The following is a 20,960-nucleotide window of genomic DNA, read 5'->3' on the forward strand; positions in this document are numbered from 1 at the left end:
GCATTGGCAAGCCGCCGGCCCCAAGGCCGGCATCAAGCGGCCCGGAGGGGGCGTAGCGCCAGCGCAGCATCCTGGCCCGCCCACGGGCCAGGACCGCATCGGGGGGAGCCGACGCCCGGCATCGCCCCAGCGATGAGCCGCCCCAGCGGCGACGGGCGTTGGGGGGTGCAAGCACCCCTCGGGGCGCTGGGGCGGCGCCCTAGCCCGATGCAGGGAAGGTCATCGAAGATGAGCCAAACGCCCGGGACGAAGTCCGGGGAGTTTGCCGGCATTGGGCTAGGGGGGCAATCGTCCGAAAAGGACGATTGAGCACCGACGCCCCGACACACAGTGAGCCGGCCCCCAGGTCGGCAGGCTGCGGGTCCGCGTGCAGCGGACGAAAGCGGCCGGTCACGGCACCCTGTTTATCACCCTGTATGACAGCGTTTTAACAGGGGACTCAACAGGCTAGGGAGCGACTGCCGCTGTTCGCGATGTGCAATCCATGCACAAAGAACTGTTTCTCGAGAATATTCGTTTTGTCTCTGCCAAAAAAATTAAAACCAGTTTTGATTTTGCGTTGGCCGTTGCATATGCGACAAGGTGGGCATAAGCTGTATCTTCTAATTGGAGAGCGATAATGGGTATTAAAAATTGGATGCTCGGACTTTATGCGAAACCTGGGGGCGAGTGTATGAACGACGACGATGCTCTTTCTGTTGGAAACTGCATCGCTGTACAGTACGAAAATATGGCATTGGCTTTGGCGATACCGGATTTTGACGAGCCGGCGCCGAACTTGCACAGTGAGCCAATCTGTTTTGAAACTCAGTTTTTTGGAAATGACTGAAAAAAGACCCGCCGAGACGGCGGGTCGTGAAGTTGGTTATCACTGTATGAATCTTAATGCAGCACTGATTTGCTGGATTCCAACACGATGAAGTAACCATCCAGGTATTGCGGGACAGTTACAACATAATCTTCCTCAACTGACTCGTAGCACCAATGCTCGGCTGTCGTTGGAAGGGAATCGAGCTGATGTCTTACTTCGTGTACCCGTGCTAGGGCTTCATCATCATTGGCTGCTTCGACAATGACGAGTGGTCGCCCCGTACCGGAGTCTGAAAAAAGGTATCGGCGCATAAAAGTTCCTTGGGTGCGTGGAGCAGGGCGCCGAAACTCGACAACCTGACTTGGTGTAGCGAGCGAGAAACATGACAGTTTCGATGGACCTAATACTCTGGCTGGTGGCCTGCGCGGTCGCATTGAGACCGGTTTGGCGATTTGGAGCGATGGTCTTACGCGCCTACGGTACGTCTGCGCGGCGCTGATGGCTGAAAACGCTCTAGATACCCTGGAAACTGCTGCTTGCGGCAAAGCGGCGGTCTAGTGCTATGGAACTCGTCCAGCCTACGTCGAAGCTAGGTTTGCTGCGCTTCGAAGTACGCTCTGCTTGGTGCTTGAGGCTTTTTTGCAGGCGGCAACGCCGCCTGGTGCAGCTAGGCGATGTGCGACACGCACATCGCAGCGCGCGCGGTAGCGCGCAGTGCCCCAAATAACGGACTACCACAAGACCAACGGCTAACCAGTTTTATGCGAGACTGCGGAGCGCTGCGGAGCAGGGTTAAGGCTTTTTAAAGTTGAAGCGAATGGGTTTTAAACTTTCGACGTTGCTTCAAGCATTTCTGAGTGGTGGCACGCGGGTGCAGAGAAGCTGGACGACGCTGTCGCCAGGCGTGACAAAGGTTTCAGCCCCCAAAGGCCTTTCCGGTGAAAAACATCCGGGCGCACGCACAATTAAGAGTATCCTGAATAATCTTCAGGCACCCTGTCCGCTCGCACGGCACGTCGTGTCACCTGGCACCAGTCACTGCCTGTGACTTTCAGCGGTAGCTGACCGTTCGAAAACGTCACCAGTCCGACGAACCAGGAGCCGGACTGACGAATAGTCAGCATTGAGCGGCTACCACAGGCCGCCAGAACGTCTTCGCCCGAGAACATGACCTCGTAGTCCTGCAGCTCCAGCAGCGATTTTGCTTCGGAGCGACTGAACTCCAGATGAAGGGCAGCGAGCCACGCCTCGGTTACAGGTGGTACCCGAAACGTCTTTTTGGATTTGGTTGCGTCAACCACATCAGTGAAGCCAATTCGGCTGTCCGATACAACGATAAACGGGAACCGGTGAAGGATGCATTGCACGGCTTGCGCAAACGCTTCAAGTGATAAAATGGCATACTCCGTAAACGCATCGTGCGCCAGATATTGCTTTTCCTTGTAAACGCCGCCGATTAGCGCAATCCCGGTAAGCTGTAAGTCTGCCTGTTTCATCGACCGTTCCATTTGAATTTAATCCTCATTTCGCAGACCGGAGGCCATGTTAATCTTTAATAATAATGGTGGCGGCGAGTGCGGCCATTATCTGATGGCTTGGCGTGTCGTGGAATTTCCAGTTAAGAATGGCCTCATTCAGCTGTTTGTTATATAGTTCGACTGTATTTGGGGTGGTCGAGCCGGGCGGGGCGAAAAGCATGTAGCATTCGAGCTCGGCTTCTGTGAGATGAATTAAATTGCCTGAACGTAACAATTACCCTCCTGCGGGCATCTATCGTCTTAGACTGTGTGCGATTTGTCCTTAATAGAGCGAGTTACTGCCTGCTTAAATCGACTCCAGATTTCTTCCAGCTCAATGGATTGGCAAACATCGAGTCGCTCCGCAAAACAGCGTATTTCGACGCAGAGATTATCGATGCCGTCCCCCCAAACATTCGCGGTGACGGTTCCGAACTCCAGTCTGCGTTCGAGGGAAATACCATCGTCCCGTTTCTGGACCGACCATCCATCAATAAGGGCCCAGTGAACAAAGTGCTCCATCATGCGATGACCTAGTGCGCAGACAAGGCGTCTGCACCTAGTTATAGTGACCGCGCTGGCAGCCAGCAGACTGGGCTCCGCGCGAGCGGATACTAATCGCTACATGTCTTGTCGATATCGACGACAGGACATCGTATGACAACTCATAGTAGCAAGCGCACTGCCGTCGGCGAGGCGCTGGCACCGGCCGTTTTGGTCGTTCGGACTCGTCTTCGTGAGGTGCTGAACGCGCAATTGCACGAGTCGGCATGCCCAATCTCCGATGCCGGGCTCGAAGCTCTTTGTCGGCAGGTAGGAATATCACCCTTACCGGAAACGTTACGCGCCAAGCTGCTCGCGCTCGAAATTTTTGCTGCGCGAGCCTTGCCGCTTTTCGCTGAACTCGAAAGCGGGGGACTTCGAGGGCAGACCGAGCATCATTTCAAAAGATGGTGTGATGCGATTCGACGCGCCGATGTGCAACGAGCGCGTGCCGAGGCCATCAACTGCCGCCTTTGGGAAGGCGGCGACTGACGGCGTTTGCGATTTCTCTGATTACGCAGGCCCCGGCTGGGGCCTGCTGTTCTAGTATGTGAGGAGAAGCCGGTCTGCAACGTGGTGAGCATCGCCGGTTTGGTCGGCTAGCTGGAAGCGCTTCAACATTGACGAACCCAGATGGACGAAAACTTCCCGCTCGAACAGGCCGTCTGGGATAGGTAGCTCGACCGTCTTGCCCCCGGACTTCTTGGTACCGTCCAGGCTGAGCGCGACGCGTACGTGCCTACGCTTCAGCGCCTCAATCACCGAGAATAGCCGCGATACGCTGAAGTCTTGTGCGCCGTAAATGATGGTTTGCGAGTCAACGTACGGAGGGTCCAGGTAAACGAGGTCGCCTGCCTGGGAGCTAGCGAGCGCATGTTCGAAATCGCTGTGAACGAATCTTGCGCCTTTTGTGCGCGCGGCCCAAATGTGTGCGCGTTCAGCGAAGTTCGATGGCGGCATCGGCTTGTGCGGTCCGCAAGGCGTACTCATATAACCGTCTGCCTTCCGGAAGCGCACCACTCCTCCGTAGCACACCCGCGACAAGAACAGCAAATCCGCACCATTGGGCCCCGAGTTGTACGACGCCTTGACTCGCTCGTATGCCCCCTCTTTGCCGAGGCTGTCGATTAACGCGTGGCGTTCACTGTACCATTCGATGAGGCCGTCGGTGTCATCGTGCAGCTTCTCCCAGATTTCGACCAATGGGCGAAATATGTCGCTGGCCACTGCACGCTGCGGCGCTAGCGTCGCTAGCACTGCGCCGCTTCCGAGGAACGGCTCGAAATATGTGCCGTAGTCGTTCGGGAAATATGTGATGATTTCCCGCGCGAACTTCTGCTTATTGCCTATCCACTTGAGCAACTGCCCTTTGAGGGCAGGCAATGTAGGCTCGGTGAAAGGAAATTCGACTTGGACGGGGTAACTTTCGTCTTCTAGTTCTAGAAGGGACATAAATGGGGAATCAATGAGAGCTGATAAAAGGTTTGTTGCCCAAAGCAAGTCGTTTTGGGCGCATGTGCGAAGCATTAGTGAGGCGCTGGGCTACACCGAGCGTTCCACCAGTCGAATCCGGACTCTCACGGCAGCGGACATCACGAAAGCGTTTAAGAAGCTGGGACTCTCCTCGGCACACCTCGTCGTCAACGGGCAATTGTCTCACCTTGGTGAGGCACTGTGCGCCTACTTCGGCTACCGCGCAACCGTTCTCAATGATTTCGTTCAGCCTCGACTCATGGACGCCGCCCAAGCGGCAGAGCTCTACGAAGAAATGAAGGCGCGGCTCAAGCCTCGCTTGGCCGAGACGATGAACAAACAGAGCGGCGACATGAAGAAAGTCGCGTACCTCACTGCTCTGGTCAATATGATTGTCGAAAGTGTCGCCGGTTTCGACGGTTTTAACCCTAACCCGGGCCAGTTGACAACGTTCACGCGGGACTCGCAACCCCTTCGGACGTTGTCGCGCCGCGTCGATGGCGCTCTACCTGGCGTCGTCAACCCGGTCGCCCTCTGGGAAATCAAGGAATACTACTACACGACTACCTTCGGTAGTCGAGTTGCTGACGGCGTCTATGAGACGCTGCTCGACGGAATGGAACTTGAAGAAATGCGTGAGCACGAAGGGCGCCACGTGGAGCACGCGCTCATCATCGACGCGCACTTTACGTGGTGGGTGAAAGGGCGCAGTTACCTTTGTCGCATCATCGACATGTTGCATATGGGCTATGTGGACGAAGTTATCTTCGGTCGAGAGGTAGTGGAGAGGCTTCCCGCGCTGGTTAAGGAGTGGGTTGCTCTGGCCCGACAACCGGCTGCCGAGCCAAAGCTCAGGGGTGAGGCGGAAAAGCAATTGCGCCTAGTTGAAGAGGAGTGAGCAGGCGAGGCGACCTGCCTGGCGGCCCTAGTTGCTAGGCGGCTTCCTAGCCCCGGCCCGGGCAGGTCTGAGGCGAAAGCGGAAGAGCCAAAGCCCCGGGCCTTTGCCCGGGCGTTTTGCTGAGATGGGATGTGAGAAACCGGGCCGATATAGGCCACCTGTTCCATTCATGCCGGATTGAGGTGTTGTCGGTGCCTACTTTTTCACCAGTTGCCGCTCGTCTCCTGTTCGAGGGCTGTCTCGGAACGTCGGCCATGTTGGATAGCCGACCGGAAGCAGTTCTAGGTGCCTTAGAGAGCACATTGCCTCGAGAAGCGGCTCCTCTGGGTACCAAGTGCTGCCGTAGTATTCCACCCCCGCGTTTGTGTCAGCTCCAGCGTGTCCCGTGAGCGCATCCTGCACTTCTCGGGGCACCTTCGCGCGGCGCAGTTCATCCCTAAATGTATGGCGCAGGCTGTAAATCGTCTTCTTGGCGTCGGTAATTCCAACCACCTGCCTGAGGAACGGATTCAGGTAGTTCAGCGTTTGCCGTACCCGGCCCTCGGCGCTGTCTGCGTCGGCATCCTGCGCGGCTGCCTTGCACGGGAGCAGCCATTGTCCATGCGGGATGGTCGCGATGTACTCGCCGAAGCCCAACTGCATTAGCCAAGGCGGCACGGGCAGATGCCGTACACTGGCATTGCGTTTCGGTATGCGGGCAAGGCCGTCGGGGCTGGTCGTGGGGCTGAATATGTGTATCCAGTGCTGGCCGCTGTCGTCGATACGAATGTCGTCGCGTACGAGTGTCGCCATTTCCTCCGGCCGAGCACCGAACGCGAAAAGGAGTAGCGGAAGCCAGTAACTGACGGCGCGTTCTACTCTATGGTCGCTTAGCCAGTAGTTCATCTGACCGAAAAATCGCGTGATTTCATCAGCATCAAGCGGATGCCTCTTTGCCTTGGCTACGGTCACGCGCCCGGCTGGCAGGCCGCGGAGCGCCAACGTGTCCAGTTTGATGCCCATCGCCGCATTCACGTCAATGTTTCCGCGGCTCGTGGCAATCTCGAGAACTGCGCGGACCGCCGCGAGGTACTTGCTAAGGGTTTTACGTTGTACCCCTCGGTCTCTTGCGACTGACTCGAGCCACGCAATCACGTGAGGGCGGCCTTTGATGTCGTCGACGCCCGCCGCGTCGACGGGCACATTGTTCGCCGCGATAAACGCAACAAATTGGGTAAAGATATTTGCAAATTCTTTGCGCGATTTGCCTTTCTTTGCGCCGGTGCTCAGCCAATCGTCAAGGCATTGTCTAAGCAGATACCCGTTGCTTGGTCGTGGCGTGCTCGCTCGTGTCGGGGATGCGTGTTCTGGCGCGGGCTGGCGGGAGGCGGTAGGCAATGGTGGTGTTGGAACCAACTCCCCGCCAAAACGCGCAAGCGACGCTTTGATGGCGTTCAGTTCTTCGGCGAGCACACGCATCAGGAACGGTCGCCGGTCTGGACACTCGTCGTCCAGCCGCATGCGATGCTCTTCTTCGAGCAACTCGGCGACTTCGGCTTCCCATTCTGTGGGAGGCGCCATGCGCCGTACGCCGCGCTTTAGCTCGGTGAGTCGGCGGTTTAGTTCTTGCTCGTACTCATCCAGCTCTTGCGCAGTCAGTGTTGGCACTTGCTCGTCATGCCACGCGAGCGTGCGTGCCTGCCACGATTCGGCGAATTCGTTCAGCCGTTCCCGGTCCTCGTCGGTCAGCGTCTTGAGTAGCCGCACCGGGCCGGCGGTAAGTCGCAAATCGAGCGAGTCTTGCGCGGCCGCGGCGCGGGCGTTGGCAAGCAGTGTTTCATATTCGCTCAGCAGCTTTGCATATTGCTCGCGCTGCCTCGACGGGTCTTTGCCAAGTGTCCGCTTGAACACTTTTTGGCCGTCCGCATAGATGCGGAGATTGACCGGGATGATGGCTCGAAAATGCGGCACGGAAGTGCCGGTCGGATGAATTACATAAGGAAGCTTGGCCAATTCGTCGTCCATCGGATGTGGACCTCCCTGCGAGCCCGGGTTGTACCAGTCATTTGTACCAGCAGGCTTATCGGCCAAACGCGCCAAGTCCTTGAATTGACTGAAAGCGTATAAAAATCAAGGACGACAAAAAGCCCGCCGAAGCGGGCTTTTTGAATTTGGTGGCGAATCAGGGACTCGAACCCCGGACCTGCGGATTATGATTCCGTCGCTCTAACCAACTGAGCTAATTCGCCGAAAGAAGCGAAATTATGAGGATAGTGCCGGGGGCTGTCAACCCCTGGCACTCAACTTTTTCAAGTTGGCCTGTCCAGCAGGGTTTTAATCGCGGGCGTAGATGTCCGAGTCCTTGGTTTCCTTGACGAACAGCATGCCGATCACGAAGGTGATCAACGCAATCACGATCGGATACCACAGCCCCGAGTAGATGTTGCCCTTCGCCGCGACGATCGCGAACGCGGTTGCCGGCAGGAAGCCGCCGAACCAGCCATTGCCGATGTGATACGGCAGCGACATCGACGTATAGCGGATGCGCGTCGGGAACATCTCCACCAGCATGGCCGCGATCGGCCCGTACACCATCGTCACGTAGATCACCAGGATCGTCAGGATCACCACGCTCATCGGCCAGTTGATCTGCGATGGATCGGCCTTCGGCGGGTAGCCGGCGGTCTTGAGCGTCGTAGCGATGGTCTTGTCGAACACCTTGGCCTGGTCTTTCGCGTCCGCGGCCTTGCCGTCGTACGCGTTGACCACGGTATCGCCGACCTTGATCTCGGCCAGTGTGCCCGCCGGCGCCGCGACGTTCTCATAGTTCAGGCCGGCCTTCGACAGCGCGCTCTTCGCGATGTCGCACGACGACGTGAACTTCGACGTGCCGACCGGGTTGAACTGGAACGAGCACTCGGCAGGATCCGCGATCACGACGATCGGCGACTTCGCGGTGGCGGTTTCCAGCGCCGGGTTCGTGTAGTGCGCGAGCGCCTTGAACAGCGGGAAGTACGTGCACGCGGCGATCAGCAGGCCGGCCATGATGATCGGCTTGCGGCCGATCCGGTCCGACAGCGATCCGAAGAACACGAAGAATGGCGTGCCGATCAGCAGTGCGATCGCGATCAGGATGTTGGCGGTGGCGCCGTCGACCTTCAGCGTCTGCGTGAGGAAGAACAGCGTGTAGAACTGACCCGTGTACCAGACTACGGCCTGGCCGGCGGTCAGGCCGATCAGCGCGAGAATCACGACCTTCAGGTTTTTCCACTGGCCGAATGCTTCGGACAGCGGCGCCTTCGAGGTCTTGCCTTCAGCCTTGATGCGCTCGAACACCGGCGATTCATGCAGTTGCAGCCGGATCCACACCGACACGCCGAGCAGGATGATCGACGCGACGAACGGAATGCGCCAGCCCCAGGCGCCGAACGCGTCTTCGCCCATTGCCGTGCGCACGCCGAGAATCACCAGCAGCGACAGGAACAGCCCGAGCGTCGCGGTCGTCTGGATCCATGCGGTGTAGAAGCCGCGGCGTCCCGCGGGCGCATGTTCGGCCACGTACGTGGCAGCACCGCCGTACTCGCCGCCGAGCGCGAGACCTTGCAGCATCCGCATCGCGATGAAGATCACCGGCGACGCAAAGCCGATTGCCGCGTAGCCTGGCAGAAAGCCGACCAGGCACGTCGACAGACCCATGATCACGATCGTGATGAGGAACGTGTACTTGCGTCCGACCATATCGCCGAGGCGCCCGAACACGATCGCGCCGAACGGCCGCACCGCGAAGCCCGCAGCGAAGCTGAGCAGCGTGAAGATGAAGCCGGCGGTCGGGTTGACGCCGGAGAAGAAACTCTTGCTGATGAAGGCCGCAAGCGAGCCGGCCAGATAGAAGTCGTACCACTCGAAAACCGTACCCAGCGACGATGCGAAGATCACCCGCTTCTCTTCTCGCGTCATGGGCTCGTGCGAGATTTGCCCGCCAACGGTAGCCATATGTCGTCTCCAATATTGATATGTGCACGCGGTTCGCCGGCAAAGGCGTTCCCGTGGAACCGATTATTGGAGCGGAAACTTACGGCGTACTGACGTGGCGGGGTGAAATGATAGGGCGGGGTGAGAAGGGTGAGTTCGCGCAATGCCTGTCAATGTATGGCTAAATGTCGATAATTTGCGACTAAGTTTCTATATTCGCGCGATTACCGATTTTTGAGGCGTTCGCGCGTTAGGGTAAGTCCCGTACTCGTTCGAGCACGCGTAAGCTGACGCGCACAAGCGTTCCGGCGAGCCGCGGCGAGGTTTGGTAGACGTTATCCTCGATGGTCAGTTCGCCGCCATGCATCGTCGCAATCTCGCGGACGATCGCAAGCCCCAGGCCGCTACCGTCGCCTTCGCGGCCGAGAATCCGGTAGAAGCGCTCGATGACCCGCGCGCGCTCGGCCACCGGAATGCCGAGCCCGGTGTCTTCGACTTCCAGATGCACGAGCCGCGCCGGCACGTCATGACGTACCCGCACCGTGATGCGTCCGCCAGCCGGCGTGTAGCGGATCGCGTTGTCGATCAGATTCGACAGCATCTCGCGCAGCATGACCGGATTGCCGTCGACTTCGACAGGCTCGTCGGGCGCTTCGTAGCCGAGGTCCATCTGCTTGGCGAGCGCGGCTTGAACCCAGTCGCGCACGGCGTTGCGCGCTACCTCGGTCAGCTCGACCGGCGCGAAAACCTGCCCCGACATACGGTTCTCCGCGCGCGCTAACGCAAGCAGCTGCGTGACGAGGCGCGCCGCGTGTTCGGAGCTGGTGGCGATCTGCTCGAGCGAACGGTGGACTTCTTCAGAGGCGTCCTGACGCAGCGCCAGTTCGGCCTGCGTGCGCAGGCCGGCAAGCGGCGTTTTCATCTGATGCGCGGCGTCGGCGATGAAGCGCTTTTGCAGCTCCATATTCTGTTCGAGGCGCGTTAGCAGATCGTTGAACGACGTGACCAGCGGCTCGATTTCCGGCGGCGCGCGGCGTGCTTCGAGCGGCGACAGGTCGTCGGGGCGGCGCGCGCGGATGTGCACCTGCAGCGCGTGCAGCGGCGCGAGGCCGCGCGACAGCCCGAACCACACCAGCAGGATCGCCAGCGGCAGGATCACGAACTGCGGCAGGATCACACCTTTGATGATGTCGTTGGCGAGCTGGCTGCGTTTGTCGAGCGTCTCGGCGACTTGCACCAGTACCGGCTGCGCGCCGGGCGTCTGCGGAAACTCGACGGTCGTATAGGCGACGCGGATATCGTTGCCGCGCAGCACGTCGTCGCGAAATTCGACGAGGCCGGGCTGCGGCCGGTCTTCCTCATGCGGCAGCGGCATGTCGCGCTCGCCGCCCACTAGCTCGCCGCGCGTGCCGAGCACCTGATAGAACACGCTATCGACATTGTCGGTGCGCAGGAAATCGCGGGTGGAGTCGGGCAGCGCCAGCTCCGCCACGCCGTTGACCGGATGAATCTGGCGGGCGAGCACGTAAGCGTCGGTTTCGAGCGCGCGGTCGAACGGCCCATTGGCGATCGACTTGGCGACCAGATAGGTGACTGCGAGGCTCATAGGCCATAGCAACAGCAGCGGCGCCAGCATCCAGTCGAGAATCTCGCCGAACAGCGAGCGCGGGCGTGCCTGGGCGGCGGCTTCGGTCTCGTCGGGCGGGGCGAACGGGTTGGCGTAGCGCTCGTCGCGTGCCTCGTCGAGGTCCGCCGCGTGCGCCGTGGCGCGATCTGCGCGTGCGGACATGGGCGCCCTCTATTTGTAGTGGTGGCTCGCCGGCATCGCGCCGGACGGGGGCGAGGCGGGCGGCTCGGGGTCGGCCGCAGGCGTTGCAATCGTGTTCGCATTGGCCGGCAGCGTGGCTTTCTCAAGACAATATCCCAGCCCGCGCACGGTGATGATGCGTACGCCGCTCGGCTCGATTTTCTTACGCAGCCTGTGTACGTAGACCTCGATCGCGTTATTGCTGACTTCTTCGCCCCATTCGCACAGATGGTCGACGAGCTGTTCCTTCGACACCAGCCTGCCGATCCGTTGCAGCAGCACTTCGAGCAAACCCAGTTCGCGCGCCGACAGGTCGATCACCTGCTCATTGACATACGCAATCCGGCCGACCTGATCGAACGACAGCGAGCCATGCCGCACCACCGTCGGACCGCCGCCCGCGCCGCGCCGCGTCAACGCTCGCACGCGCGCTTCGAGTTCGTTCAGCGCGAAGGGTTTGGCCATGTAATCGTCGGCGCCGAGGTCGAGCCCTTTGACGCGTTCGTCGACGCTGTCCGCGGCCGTGAGGATCAGCACCGGCACGGTCGAATTGCGCGCGCGCAGGCGGCGCAGCACCTCGAGCCCGGACATGCGCGGCAGGCCGAGATCGAGAATCAGCAGGTCGAACGTTTGCATCGACAGGGCGGTGTCCGCCTCGACGCCGGTCTTGACGTGATCGACGGCATAGGCCGATTGGCGGAGTGATCGAACCAGACCGTCCGCGAGTATGCTGTCGTCTTCGGCAATCAGAATTCGCATGGTGCGCCAGCTTGGGCTCTGCCGGCACCGTGGGGTGTCCCTGGGTGCACAGCGGTCTCCGAAAATTATTGTGGGTAGTTTGGGCGGCGCGACGGTAAAAATGCGCGTTCGCATGAGAATCGCGCTTGCCAAAACTACTGTTTTTTTATACAGTGTCTGAGTTTAGTGTGCTGCCCGTGATAAATGGGCTGCACATCTGCCTCAGACGCCGTTCATCATAGCAAAGGACGATTCATGGAAGAAAGCAAGAAAGGCTCGGCTGGACTGACTGCTGAAAAGAGCAAGGCACTCGCTGCCGCGCTTGCGCAGATCGAAAAGCAGTTCGGCAAAGGGTCGGTCATGCGGCTCGGCGCAGGTGAGGTAATCGAAGACATCCAGGTGGTCTCAACCGGATCGCTCGGCCTCGACATCGCGCTGGGCGTCGGCGGTTTGCCGCGTGGCCGTGTGGTCGAAATTTATGGCCCGGAATCGTCCGGTAAAACCACGCTGACGCTGCAAGTCATCGCCGAGATGCAGAAGCTCGGCGGCACGGCAGCGTTTATCGACGCGGAACACGCGCTGGACATCCAGTACGCGAGCAAGCTCGGCGTGAACGTGAACGACCTGCTGGTTTCGCAGCCGGATACCGGCGAACAGGCGCTCGAAATCGCCGACGCACTGGTGCGCTCGGGCTCGATCGACATGATCGTGATCGACTCGGTCGCGGCACTCGTGCCGAAGGCTGAAATCGAAGGCGAAATGGGCGACTCGCTGCCGGGTCTGCAAGCGCGTCTGATGTCGCAAGCGCTGCGCAAGCTCACCGGCACGATCAAGCGCACGAACTGCCTCGTGATCTTCATCAACCAGATCCGTATGAAGATCGGCGTGATGTTCGGCAACCCGGAAACCACTACGGGCGGTAACGCGCTGAAGTTCTACGCGTCGGTGCGTCTGGACATTCGCCGGATCGGTTCGATCAAGAAGAACGACGAAGTGATCGGCAACGAAACGCGCGTGAAGGTCGTCAAGAACAAGGTGTCGCCACCGTTCCGCGAAGCGATTTTCGACATCCTGTATGGCGAAGGTATTTCGCGTCAGGGCGAAATCATCGACCTCGGCGTGTCGGCGAAGATCGTCGACAAGGCCGGTGCCTGGTATAGCTACAACGGCGAACGGATCGGTCAGGGTAAGGACAACGCGCGCGAATTCCTGCGCGAAAATCCGGACATCGCCCGTGAGATCGAAAACCGTATCCGTGAGTCGCTGGGCGTGAATGCGATGGCGGACGCGGTGACCGGCGCAGGCGCCGAAGTCGCGGACGAAGAGGAGTAACCGTCGCGTGATACGCAGGGGCCGGCCGCTGTCCAACGCTACCAATGCTGGACGTCACGCGGGCGGCCCGCGTGACGCCGCCGCCGATCCCTTCGAATCCTTCGACGCACATGATCGCGCCGCAGGTCGGGGTGCGCAGTCTGAATCTTCCGCGCAAGGCGCCTCGGATCCTTCCGAAACCACCTACACCCGCTCGCGTCGCACACCTGGCGAAGCGAAACCGGAAGACAGCGGTACGAAAAAATCCCAACGCCCAGCCCGTTCGCTAAAAGGCCGCGCCCTTGGTTATTTATCGCGGCGCGAGTACAGCCGGTCCGAACTCGCGCGCAAGCTGAAGCCGTTTGTCGAAGAAACCGATTCGCTCGAAACCTTGCTCGACGCGCTCGAGACCGAAAACTGGCTGTCCGATTCGCGTTTCGCGGAAAGCCTGATTCATCGGCGCTCGTCGCGGTTGGGCGCGAGCCGGATCGTTGGCGAGTTGAAGCAGCACGCAGTCGATCAGACTCTGGTCGAAGAAGCCAGCGCGCAATTGCGCGAAACCGAACTGGCTCGTGCTCAAGCCGTATGGCGAAAGAAATTCGGTCAGCTTCCCGAAACGGCCGCTGACCGGGCTAAGCAGGCGCGTTTTCTGGCGTCGCGAGGTTTCTCCGGCGCGACGATCGGCAAAATTCTCAAAGGTATCGACGAGGAATGGAGCGGCGACTAGCTGCGTCGTCCCGCCGGGCGGCCCTGCGCATTCCGCCCTGTCTCAAATACCCAGTATGCTAAAATTCGCGGGTTTTCCAATTCGGCCTTTCCTTCCCGCATGCCGCTCTCCCCGCCAGTGTCCCGTCAGTTGCGCCACCGTCGCGCAATCAGAGCGGAAGCCTACGAGCGAGCCGATGGCCTGTGGGATGTGGAAGCGTGCTTGACCGACGAAAAGCCGCGCGATGTGGTGCTAGCGTCGGGCGTCCGGCCCAAGGGTCAGCCGATCCATGAACTCTGGCTTCGCATCACCATCGATCGCAAGCTCAATGTCGTCGACGCGCAAGCGTCGTCCGACTGGGTGCCCTATCCAGGTTTGTGCCAAGCCAGCAATCCCGCCTACCGTGCCCTCATCGGGCTCAATCTGTTCCACAACTTCCGTCGCGATGCTGCCCGTTTGCTGGCCGGCACGGCTGGCTGCACGCATCTCACCGAGTTGTGCGCGCTTCTGCCGACCGTCGCGATCCAGGCATTTGCCGGCGACGTGTGGAACACCAATGAAGGCACGCCGGGCGCAACGGCAAAGTCAGGGACCGAGCAGGCCAAAAGCGCAGACAGCACTGACGAGCATTCCAACAACGACAAACCGCCATTCCAGCTGGGACGCTGCCACGCGCTGCGTTTCGACGGCGAGGCGGTGCAACAGTTTTATCCGCGCTGGTATGGCCACGCACCGCGTTCAGCGGATCGCGCGGCCGGGTCAAGCGACGGGGCGGCTCGCCAAGCAGGCAACGGCGGCGCGTCCGGCATGAACGACGGCAGCGGAAACGAAGTTCAATCCAACTCTCAGACTGAAGGGAATCACGCATGAAGATTCACGAGTACCAGGGTAAGGAAATCCTGCGGAAATTCGGCGTCGCGGTACCGCGCGGCAAGCCGGTCTTCTCGGTGGATGATGCGGTCAAGGCCGCGGAAGAGCTCGGCGGCCCGGTATGGGTCGTGAAGGCTCAGATCCACGCGGGTGGCCGTGGCAAGGGCGGCGGCGTGAAGGTTGCCAAGTCGCTGGAACAGGTTCGTGAATACTCGAACCAGATCCTCGGCATGCAGCTCGTCACGCACCAGACCGGTCCGGAAGGCCAGAAGGTGAATCGTCTGCTGATCGAAGAAGGCGCTGACATCAAGAAGGAACTGTATGTCGGCCTGGTGATCGATCGTGTTTCGCAGAAGATCGTCGTGATGGCATCGAGCGAAGGCGGCATGGACGTCGAAGAAGTCGCGGAAAAGACGCCTGAGCTGATCCACAAGATCGCTGTCGATCCTTCGACCGGTCTGAAAGACGCCGAAGCGGACGAACTTGCCACGAAGATCGGCGTGCCCGCCGCTTCGCTGCCGCAAGCGCGCGCGATCCTGCAAGGCCTGTACAAGGCATTCTGGGAAACCGACGCATCGCTGGCCGAAATCAACCCGCTGATCCTGACCGGCGACGGCAAGGTCATCGCGTTGGACGCCAAGTTCAACTTCGATTCGAACGCACTGTTCCGTCATCCGGAAATCGTCGCGTATCGCGATCTGGACGAAGAAGATCCGGCTGAAGTCGAAGCATCGAAGTTCGACCTCGCGTACATCTCGCTCGACGGCAACATCGGCTGCCTCGTGAACGGCGCTGGCCTCGCCATGGCGACGATGGACACCATCAAGCTGTTCGGCGGCGAACCGGCGAACTTCCTCGACGTCGGCGGTGGTGCGACGACCGAGAAGGTCACCGAAGCGTTCAAGCTGATGCTGAAGAACCCGAACCTGACGGCGATCCTGGTCAACATCTTCGGCGGCATCATGCGCTGCGACGTGATCGCCGAAGGCGTGATCGCCGCGTCGAAGGCGGTTCATCTGCAGGTGCCGCTCGTCGTGCGCATGAAGGGCACGAACGAAGACCTCGGCAAGAAGATGCTCGCTGAATCCGGCCTGCCGATCATCTCGGCGGACAGCATGGAAGAAGCTGCTCAGCAGGTCGTCGCGGCCGCTCAAGGCAAGTAAGAGCGCGTTTAACCAGGATTAACCAGGATTACGAATGGCGGCGCGTGAGTGACGCGGGCGGGGAATATTCTGCCTCGTGGCGCAGCAGCGCGACGCCAAACGAACAGAGGTCAATACATGTCGATTCTGATTAACAAAGACACCAAAGTCATCACGCAGGGCATCACCGGCAAGACCGGTCAGTTCCATACGCGTGCTTGCCGTGAATATGCAAACGGCCGTGAAGCGTATGTCGCGGGCGTGAACCCGAAGAAGGCCGGCGAAGATTTCGAAGGCATTCCTATCTACGCTAGCGTCGCTGAAGCCAAGGCTGAAACGGGCGCAACCGTGTCGGTGATTTACGTGCCGCCGGCAGGCGCTGCGGCTGCGATCTGGGAAGCTGTCGAAGCCGACCTGGATCTGGCGATCTGTATCACGGAAGGCATTCCTGTCCGTGACATGATCGAGATCAAGGACCGTATGCGTCGCGAAAACCGCAAGACGCTGCTGCTCGGACCGAACTGCCCGGGCACGATCACGCCGGACGAACTGAAGATCGGCATCATGCCGGGTCACATCCATCGCAAGGGCCGCATCGGCGTCGTGTCGCGTTCGGGCACGCTGACGTATGAAGCAGTCGGTCAATTGACGGCGATTGGCCTTGGCCAATCGTCGGCGGTCGGTATCGGCGGCGACCCGATCAACGGTCTGAAGCACATCGACGTGATGAAGATGTTCAACGACGATCCGGAAACGGACGCCGTCATCATGATCGGCGAAATCGGCGGTCCGGACGAAGCGAACGCAGCGTACTGGATCAAGGAAAACATGAAGAAGCCGGTGGTTGGCTTTATCGCCGGTGTCACGGCGCCTCCGGGCAAACGCATGGGCCACGCCGGCGCGCTGATCTCGGGCGGTGCGGATACGGCTGAAGCCAAGCTGGAAATCATGGACGCCTGCGGCATCACGGTCACGAAGAACCCGTCGGAAATGGCGCGTCTTCTGAAAGCGATGCTGTAAATCGAAATTCGCGCGCTGTAGCGGCGCGTTTTTTGATACGCTTACGAAACCCTTTCGTAAGCGTGCTGTCTTAAAAAGCGGGGGAGTTTTCGACTCCTCCGCTTTTTTATTGGCCGCGCGTTCGGCTTCCTCTCATTCTTTCGCTCATGCTCGAGTTTTTCGCCACGCTCCACTGGGGCGCTGTCATCCAGATCATCGTCATCGACATCCTGCTCGGCGGCGACAATGCCGTCGTGATCGCGCTTGCCTGCCGCAATCTGCCGCACGCACAGCGTACGAAGGGCGTGCTGTGGGGCACGGCCGGCGCCATCCTGCTTCGGGTCGCGCTGATCGCGTTCGCGGTCGCGCTGCTCGACGTGCCGCTGCTGAAATTCGCCGGTGGTCTGCTGCTGCTGTGGATCGGCGTGCGCCTGATGGCGCCCGCGCACGATATCCACGAGAACATCAAGCCGGCCGACAAGCTGATATCGGCGATCAAGACGATCATCCTCGCGGACGCGGTGATGAGCCTCGACAACGTGATCGCGATTGCCGGCGCCGCCGAGGCGGCCGATCCGGGACATCGTCTCGCATTGGTGATTTTCGGGCTGGTGGTGAGCATTCCGCTGATCGTGTGGGGCAGCCAGTTGGTGCTTAAGCTGCTCGACCGTTTTCCGATCATCATCACGCTCGGTGCCGCGCTGCTCGGCTGGATTGCGGGCGGTCTGATCATCAACGACCCGGCTGGCGACCGTTGGCCGATCCTCGATACGCCGGTTGCCGAGTACGGCATGAGCATCGCGTGCGCGGTGTTCGTCGTGCTGCTCGGCTACCTGCTCAAGCGCCGCAACGCCAGGCGCGCGGCGGCCTAGACCTTGAGCGGAACATTGCCGTGCTAGCGCAACGTTAGCCATCCGGCTGACTGTGTAGCGCGAGCGACGCTGGCTACGATGGAAACGCCTGCCCCCGATTCGCGGGGCAGGCGTTTTTCGTTTCAGGAGCCTGCCGATGATCGTTACTTTGCCGTATGCCTCTTATTCACAGTCCACGCTTTCGCCACGCTTACCCTCTCGGCGAGCGCTGTGGCCCGCGCGGCTCGCACACGCCTGCCGCAGTGTCGGCTTCGGCTTTACGCTGATCGAGCTGATGATCGTGCTGGCGATTGTCGGTGTGATTGCCGCTTACGCGATTCCGGCGTATCAGGACTATCTGGCTCGCAGCCGTGTCGGCGAAGGCTTGTCGCTGGCCGCGTCCGCGCGCCTTGCGGTGTCCGAGAACGCCGCCAGCGGCAATGCGTTCGGCGGCGGTTATGCGTCGCCGCCGGCCACCCGCAACGTCGAGTCGATTCACGTCGACGACGACACCGGCCAGGTCACCGTCGCTTTCACGACTCGCGTGGCGCCCGCCGGTTCGAACACGCTCACGCTGGTGCCTTCGGTGCCCGACAACATCGACGCGCCCACCGCGCGGATCGCGTTGAGCAAGGGTTCCGTGCAGCCTGGTGCGCTCACGTGGGAATGCTTCACCGGCGGCAAGACGGCGTCTTCGTTGCCGGCGCCGGGTGCAGGTCCCGCGCCGGCCGATGCGCCGACATTGCCGTCAAATCTTGCACCACCGGAGTGCCGCGCATGAGCCGCTATCTGAGTGGTAGCCGAACCTAAAAGGCTGATTTTCAGGATATTTCGGCGCAGCCGGCGCACAGCGGAAGAATTTTTTTGTATAGTGCGCCGGTTGCTGACGCCTCCGGTTACTCAATGCCCACCCCATTTGCGCGCTACCTGTCTCTCATTCTGTTGGCTCTCGCGTTGATGCTGCCTTATGCAGTCGTCGGCCACACGTATCCGATTCCGACGTTTTATGCTGAATTCACGGCACTCGCGCTGTATCTGTTGACCGGCGCGGGTGTCGTATTGCTCATGTGGAGCGCCAAGCCGCGCATTACGTTTGCGTCGCCGGTCGTCGCGCTGGTGCCGCTGTTTTTCGGGCTGGTGCTGGTCGCGCAATCGGTGTTGCTGCCGGTCACGCAGCCGTCAATGAACTGGCTCGGCGGCGGTTATCTGCTCGCTGCGTTCATGGCCGTGCACGCCGGCTATGGCTTCGCTCGCGCAAAACTGACCGACACCGCGCTGCGCTGGGCCGCTTGGGCGTTGATCGTCGGCGGGCTGTTTGCGGTGTTCTGCCAGGTCATCCAGCTGTTTCACCTCGAGGTGAAGGTATCGCCGCTCGTCGTTGCCTATAACGTGACCGTCGAGCGCCGGCCGTTCGGCAATATGGCGCAGGCGAATCACCTCGCCACCTATATTGCGTTCGCGATGGCGGGCGCGCTGTTCCTCGTGCAGACGCGGCAACTTGCCGTCGGCATCTGGCTGCTGGTGTCGACGAGCTTTGCGGTTGGCCTGGCGTTGACCGTGTCGCGCGGGCCCTGGCTGCAGATGGGCGTCATCGTGGTTGCGGGTTTCTGGATGGCGTTTGCGCAGATGCGCAATCAGCCGCTTCTACGCCGCAGCAATCGCGCGTGGCTTATCCCGATCGCATTGGCGGTGCTGTTCTTTGTCATCAATGCGTTGATCCGCTGGGCCAACGTGCACTATCACCTGGAACTCGGACAGTCCGCGGCTGATCGTTTCAAGGACGCCGGCCAGATCGCGCCGCGTCTCGCGCTGTGGAAGTACGGCTGGACGATGTTCAGGACGCATCCGCTGCTGGGTGTCGGCTGGGGCGAGTTCCCGAGCTATCAGTACGAGTTTGTGAAGACGCTCGGCGGCGTCGAGATCGCCAATAATTCGCACGATATCTTCATCGATCTGCTCGCGAAAACCGGCCTGATCGGCCTTGCGATCGTGCTGTTCGGCCTGATCGCCTGGCTGGTGCGCGTGGTGCGCGCGCCGTACACCGCCGCGCGCGTGTTCGGCATTGCGCTGATCGGCGTTCTAGTGATGCACGCGCTGGTCGAATATCCGCAGCAATACATGTTCTTTCTGCTGCCGGCGATGTTCGTGTTCGGTGTGCTGGAGACGCGCCCGCTGCGCCTCGTGCCTGGCCGCCTGTCATTCGGCGTGTTCGCGGCGGTGGTGTTGGGCGGCGTGGCGGCGCTGTATCCGGTGTATCGCGATTACACGCGTGCCGAGGTGCTGTATTACGGCTCGCGTCCTGCCGAACAGTACCGTGCGGACCCGTCGTTCCTGTTCCAGGCGTGGGGCGAGTATGGCCTCGCGACGCTGCTGCCGATGAATTCGATGGACCTGCAACACAAGCTCGCGATGCACAAGCAGGCAATGGCGTTACTGCCGGGCGAAACGGTGCTGCGCCGCTATGCGGTGCTGCAGGCATTGAGCGGCGATACGGCGGCGGCGTTCGACACCGTCGCTCGCCTGAAGATTTTTGCCGAGGAATTGAAGGATTGGCCGTCGCAGTTGAGCTATCTGTACGAACTGTGCGACGAGCAGAAGACGCTGACCGGCTTCAAGGCGGAATTGGTGAAGCGCTATGGAATGCCGCCGAGCAACGTCAATCAGGACGACGACAGCGACGAGGAATAAATCGCGCTGTCGTTCCTGAGCTTCAGCGGTGAAGTGGGGCGATGACGGTGGCCGTCATCAACCCGCCACCCAGTCCCCCGATTTTCCCCCGTGCTTCTCCAGCACCTTTACCTCGGTGATCGTCATGCCGCGATCGACCGCCTTGCACATGTCGTACACCGTCAGCAGCCCGACCTGCACGGCGGTCAGCGCTTCCATCTCCACGCCGGTGCGTCCGAGCGTCTCCACTTGGGCCGTGCAATGCACGCCGGGCAGCGTTTCATCGAGCTCGAAGTCCACTTTGACGCGCGTCAGCGCGAGCGGATGACATAGCGGGATCAGATCGGCGGTGCGCTTTGCGCCCTGGATCGCGGCGATGCGCGCGATGCCGATCACGTCGCCCTTCTTGGCGTTGCCGTCGCGGATCAGCGCGAACGTCTCCGGCAGCATGCGAATCGAGCCGCGCGCGACAGCGATGCGCTTGGTCTCCTGCTTGCCGCCGACGTCCACCATATGCGCCTGGCCTGCGGCGTCGAAATGGGTGAGTTCAGGCATGGTTGGGCTCCTTCAGAGGGCGCCTATCATAGCAGCGTGGCGACGCCGGCCGGCAGCCGGGGCTGAGCTTGCCGCGTCGAGCGCGTCATCAGGCCGCACTTGGCGAGCCTGGCGTCGAAGT

Annotated in this window: 18 protein-coding genes and 1 tRNA gene; 11 read left to right on the forward strand and 8 right to left on the reverse strand. The window is 60.5% G+C overall.

All coding sequences use genetic code 11. The features are described 5' to 3' along the window. Positions 1–619 precede the first annotated feature (619 nt). Entirely contained in the window at positions 620–829 is a 210-nt protein-coding gene (locus WN982_RS03270; RefSeq protein WP_341314364.1) for a hypothetical protein, read from the forward strand. Positions 830–1,776: 947 nt separating this feature from the next. Here WN982_RS03270 and WN982_RS03275 read toward each other — a convergent pair. Next, positions 1,777–2,307 carry a hypothetical protein gene (locus tag WN982_RS03275; protein WP_341314365.1) on the reverse strand — a complete coding sequence of 177 codons (531 nt, stop codon included), beginning with the start codon at positions 2,305–2,307 and terminating at the stop codon, positions 1,777–1,779. Between the two features lie 651 nt (positions 2,308–2,958). Between WN982_RS03275 and WN982_RS03280 the strand changes: the two genes are divergently transcribed. Then, on the forward strand, positions 2,959–3,363 hold the full coding sequence (locus WN982_RS03280) for a hypothetical protein (protein ID WP_341314366.1): 405 nt from the start codon (positions 2,959–2,961) through the stop codon (positions 3,361–3,363). A 51-nt stretch (positions 3,364–3,414) separates the two neighbouring features. Here the strand turns inward: WN982_RS03280 and WN982_RS03285 are convergent, their stop codons facing one another. Then, a complete protein-coding gene (locus WN982_RS03285; RefSeq protein WP_341314367.1) occupies positions 3,415–4,323 on the reverse strand; it encodes a Dam family site-specific DNA-(adenine-N6)-methyltransferase in 909 nt (302 codons plus the stop codon). Between the two features lie 13 nt (positions 4,324–4,336). Between WN982_RS03285 and WN982_RS03290 the strand changes: the two genes are divergently transcribed. Then, positions 4,337–5,242, forward strand: a complete 906-nt coding sequence (locus WN982_RS03290) for a hypothetical protein (RefSeq protein WP_341314368.1) — start codon at positions 4,337–4,339, stop codon at positions 5,240–5,242. Positions 5,243–5,437: 195 nt separating this feature from the next. On the opposite strand, the gene WN982_RS03295 is transcribed toward WN982_RS03290, so the two are convergent. The 5 genes from WN982_RS03295 to WN982_RS03315 form a co-directional block, all read right to left on the reverse strand. Further along, positions 5,438–7,246 carry a hypothetical protein gene (locus WN982_RS03295; protein WP_341314369.1) on the reverse strand — a complete coding sequence of 603 codons (1,809 nt, stop codon included), beginning with the start codon at positions 7,244–7,246 and terminating at the stop codon, positions 5,438–5,440. Between the two features lie 147 nt (positions 7,247–7,393). Then, a tRNA-Met gene (locus tag WN982_RS03300) sits at positions 7,394–7,470 on the reverse strand. 85 nt (positions 7,471–7,555) lie between these two features. After that, positions 7,556–9,214: an MFS transporter gene (locus WN982_RS03305; RefSeq protein WP_341314370.1), complete on the reverse strand. Its 1,659-nt coding sequence runs from the start codon at positions 9,212–9,214 to the stop codon at positions 7,556–7,558. A 229-nt stretch (positions 9,215–9,443) separates the two neighbouring features. After that, the gene (locus WN982_RS03310) at positions 9,444–10,982 is read right to left on the reverse strand and encodes a sensor histidine kinase N-terminal domain-containing protein (protein WP_341314371.1); all 1,539 of its coding nucleotides are present in this window, start codon (positions 10,980–10,982) and stop codon (positions 9,444–9,446) included. Between the two features lie 9 nt (positions 10,983–10,991). After that, positions 10,992–11,759: a response regulator transcription factor gene (locus WN982_RS03315; RefSeq protein WP_341314372.1), complete on the reverse strand. Its 768-nt coding sequence runs from the start codon at positions 11,757–11,759 to the stop codon at positions 10,992–10,994. A gap of 234 nt (positions 11,760–11,993) precedes the next feature. Here WN982_RS03315 and recA point away from each other — a divergent pair, with 234 nt between their 5' ends. The 8 genes from recA (at position 11,994) to WN982_RS03355 (ending at position 20,305) form a co-directional block, all read left to right on the forward strand. Next, positions 11,994–13,070, forward strand: a complete 1,077-nt coding sequence (gene recA, locus WN982_RS03320) for a recombinase RecA (RefSeq protein ID WP_341314373.1) — start codon at positions 11,994–11,996, stop codon at positions 13,068–13,070. A 7-nt stretch (positions 13,071–13,077) separates the two neighbouring features. Beyond that, entirely contained in the window at positions 13,078–13,776 is a 699-nt protein-coding gene (gene recX, locus WN982_RS03325) for a recombination regulator RecX (RefSeq protein WP_341314374.1), read from the forward strand. 99 nt (positions 13,777–13,875) lie between these two features. Continuing rightward, on the forward strand, positions 13,876–14,625 hold the full coding sequence (locus WN982_RS03330; RefSeq protein WP_341314375.1) for a DUF2889 domain-containing protein: 750 nt from the start codon (positions 13,876–13,878) through the stop codon (positions 14,623–14,625). Beyond that, positions 14,622–15,788 (forward strand): ADP-forming succinate--CoA ligase subunit beta, encoded by a 1,167-nt coding sequence (gene sucC, locus WN982_RS03335; protein ID WP_341314376.1) that lies wholly within the window; start codon positions 14,622–14,624, stop codon positions 15,786–15,788. The genes WN982_RS03330 and sucC overlap by 4 nt, the downstream gene beginning before the upstream one ends. A 117-nt stretch (positions 15,789–15,905) precedes the next feature. Beyond that, a complete protein-coding gene (sucD, locus tag WN982_RS03340) occupies positions 15,906–16,787 on the forward strand; it encodes a succinate--CoA ligase subunit alpha (RefSeq protein ID WP_341314377.1) in 882 nt (293 codons plus the stop codon). A gap of 146 nt (positions 16,788–16,933) precedes the next feature. Continuing rightward, entirely contained in the window at positions 16,934–17,638 is a 705-nt protein-coding gene (locus WN982_RS03345) for a TerC family protein (protein ID WP_341314378.1), read from the forward strand. Positions 17,639–17,774: 136 nt separating this feature from the next. Further along, entirely contained in the window at positions 17,775–18,398 is a 624-nt protein-coding gene (locus WN982_RS03350) for a pilin (protein ID WP_341314379.1), read from the forward strand. Positions 18,399–18,520: 122 nt separating this feature from the next. After that, a complete protein-coding gene (locus WN982_RS03355) occupies positions 18,521–20,305 on the forward strand; it encodes a Wzy polymerase domain-containing protein (RefSeq protein ID WP_341314380.1) in 1,785 nt (594 codons plus the stop codon). Positions 20,306–20,362: 57 nt separating this feature from the next. Here the strand turns inward: WN982_RS03355 and moaC are convergent, their stop codons facing one another. Next, positions 20,363–20,839, reverse strand: coding sequence for a cyclic pyranopterin monophosphate synthase MoaC (moaC, locus tag WN982_RS03360; protein ID WP_341314381.1), 477 nt, complete (start codon positions 20,837–20,839; stop codon positions 20,363–20,365). Between the last annotated feature and the right edge of the window lie 121 nt (positions 20,840–20,960).

The sequence above is a fragment of the Paraburkholderia sp. IMGN_8 genome (genome assembly GCF_038050405.1).
Lineage (GTDB): Bacteria > Pseudomonadota > Gammaproteobacteria > Burkholderiales > Burkholderiaceae > Paraburkholderia.